Raw genomic sequence first — 2,457 nt, 5'->3', positions numbered from 1 at the left:
CCTTACATGATGTAAACGAAAGCATATGGCTACAACCGATTGCTGAAGGAAAAGCATCAGTAGGGAAATAATTTCGCATCTTAAAAATTGGGATACATACCTTATCTCTGCGATCATCCCAGCGATTAAAAATGGAGAAGGAATGGTATTTCCGGATTTCGATTCGTTTAACAAAATTGCGCATGAATACGCCAGATCGGGAATTTCTAAAGATCGTCTGCTCGATGAATATAAACAAACTCGCCTTCAACTGATTGAAAAACTTTTAACTGATCCTGACGTTGCTGCTAAACATGTTACTGCAGGTGGAGTAGAAATTTGCCCACATACTGGCACACTCTATTCTCTGCTTTACATCATTCACGAATTTAACGATCACGACAATCATCATAGAAATCAAATTTTAACGGTAATATAGCTCTTTCCGCTAACGGGAAACGATAGTTCAATAAATTAAACAAAAAGCATTATGCTAATAACCTTCGCGATGTAAGGAGGAGAAGCGAAATGGAATTTTACTTAGTAATTTTAGCGATAGGATTCATTTGTTTAGTAAGTTACCTTCGAGGAATACATATTTCTCTTCAAAAAATATTAGAAATAATGTCTAAAGATAAGAAGTAATAGACAATCTCAAAATGTGATCTGAGACAATTGATTAAGCTAACGGGCACGATAGCTGAATAAGCACGAAGAGACGGCAGCCGGTGAAGTGGCTGTCGTTTTCTCTCTACCAGCTAGTAGCTGTCAAAATTTAATGTCCCATATAATTTGGGGTTAATTTCCTCGATATCTAAACGTTGCTTATTCAGACAAGCGGAAAGGTTCTTACGTGGTCAAAATCGCATAGATCGAACCACGTTGTTTGGTGATTTTATTTCGGGTTGCCGTAAACTTGCCAGAAGAAAAGACGCTTGGATCAATACCGACAAACGCAACCAGCTTCTTCGCAAGATCGAACCGATCAATTTCTCCTATCTCAGCTAATATTGTTGCAGCAATTTTGGACCAATGCCGGGTATCGATTGGATTAGATCTTACTCCAGATCATGGTCCCAACCAGCCTAATCATGGTTTAAAAAGTAGTAAGAACTGTCCGTCAAGGAAAACGGGGGAACCAATTATGATAGATACCTAAGTATCAGGTATCTTCTTATGGGGTGAATCCTATTGTAGACAGTACAAGTTTACAATCAGGTAGGGCGACTTAACCGTCCGAATCCGACAGCTAACCTCGTAAGCGTTGATTGAGGGAGAATTGTAAAATGAATTCAAAACACAGGTTCTTATCTGTGTTTTTTGATTGCCAAAAAGCCATGATTAGGGATCGTGTTTTTATATTTCATTTTCAGGGTATTTTAACAGCACAGGTAATTTAAAAATAAAAAATGTGGAGTGAAACTAATGCTCTCTTTAAAAAGATTTTTAATCGGACGACCATTAAAATCAAATGAATTAGGCGAGCAGAAACTTAATAAAACGAAAGCTCTTGCCATTCTTTCTTCAGATGCCTTATCTTCAGTGGCCTATGGTCCTGAGCAAATATTAATCGTTTTAATAACAGTTGGTGTAGCAGCGTTTTGGTATTCGATACCTATCGCAATTGGAGTATTGATTTTATTATTAGCACTTATTTTATCTTATAGGCAAATTATCTTTGCATATCCGCATGGCGGAGGCGCTTATGTGGTGTCAAAAGAGAATCTAGGCAAGTACCCTGGGTTAATAGCCGGAGGTTCCTTGTTGGTTGATTATATTTTAACCGTGGCAGTAAGTGTATCTGCCGGTACGGATGCCATTACTTCCGCTTTTCCAAGTTTGCACGAACATACGGTAATCATAGCTGTAATATTTGTGATTTTCATAACAATCCTGAACCTGCGGGGGGTAACCGAGTCTGCTTCGATTTTAGCATATCCGGTATATTTGTTTGTTTTAGCATTATTTATTTTAATAGGAGCAGGCATATATAACATAATAACCGGTTATGTTTCTCCCGAATTACATACTCCAATCGGTACACCAGTAGCAGGTATAAGCCTTTTTTTGCTCTTAAAAGCATTTGCTTCGGGCAGCTCAGCATTAACAGGAGTCGAGGCCATTTCGAATGCAATCCCGAACTTTAAAAATCCTGCTCCTAATAACGCAGCTAAAACATTAATGGCGATGGGAATCTTACTTGCTTTGTTATTTTCGGGAATCGTATATTTAGCTTATTATTACGGGATTACACCAAATCTCGAAGTAACTGTAGTCTCACAAATCGCCGAACACACCTTTGGGCGAAATTTTATGTACTTCTTCATTCAAGGTACAACAGCATTAATCCTTATCCTAGCCGCTAACACGGGATATTCAGCTTTCCCTTTGCTTGCCGTAAATCTTGCTAATGATAAGTTCATACCAAGAATGTTTACGGTTAGAGGAGATCGGCTTGGTTATTCCAATGGCATTATC

Annotated in this window: 2 protein-coding genes, 1 pseudogene and 1 riboswitch; of the genes and pseudogenes, 2 read left to right on the top strand and 1 reads right to left on the bottom strand. The window is 38.3% G+C overall.

What is annotated here, in order from left to right; genetic code table 11:
- Window positions 1-142 precede the first annotated feature (142 nt).
- The gene (locus AC1DWN_RS32130) at window positions 143-418 is read left to right on the top strand and encodes a hypothetical protein (protein WP_477562905.1); all 276 of its coding nucleotides are present in this window, start codon (window positions 143-145) and stop codon (window positions 416-418) included.
- Window positions 419-852: 434 nt separating this feature from the next.
- Here the strand turns inward: AC1DWN_RS32130 and AC1DWN_RS32125 are convergent.
- Window positions 853-1,034: pseudogene (locus AC1DWN_RS32125) on the bottom strand (transposase); the annotation flags it as partial.
- Window positions 1,035-1,080: 46 nt separating this feature from the next.
- Window positions 1,081-1,258, top strand: a riboswitch (cyclic di-AMP (ydaO/yuaA leader).
- 146 nt (window positions 1,259-1,404) lie between these two features.
- Here AC1DWN_RS32125 and AC1DWN_RS32120 point away from each other — a divergent pair.
- The coding region (locus AC1DWN_RS32120) for an APC family permease (protein WP_477562904.1) at window positions 1,405-2,457 on the top strand (1,053 nt) is incomplete at its 3' end.

The organism is Paenibacillus sp. P4_A7 (assembly GCF_056402455.1).
This window is presented reverse-complemented; position numbering and strand designations above follow the sequence as displayed.

Excerpts from the sequence above, each read along its gene's own strand:
- AC1DWN_RS32130 (WP_477562905.1), top strand. The coding sequence starts at position 143 with ATGGTATTTCCGGATTTCGATTCGTTTAACAAAATTGCGCATGAATAC.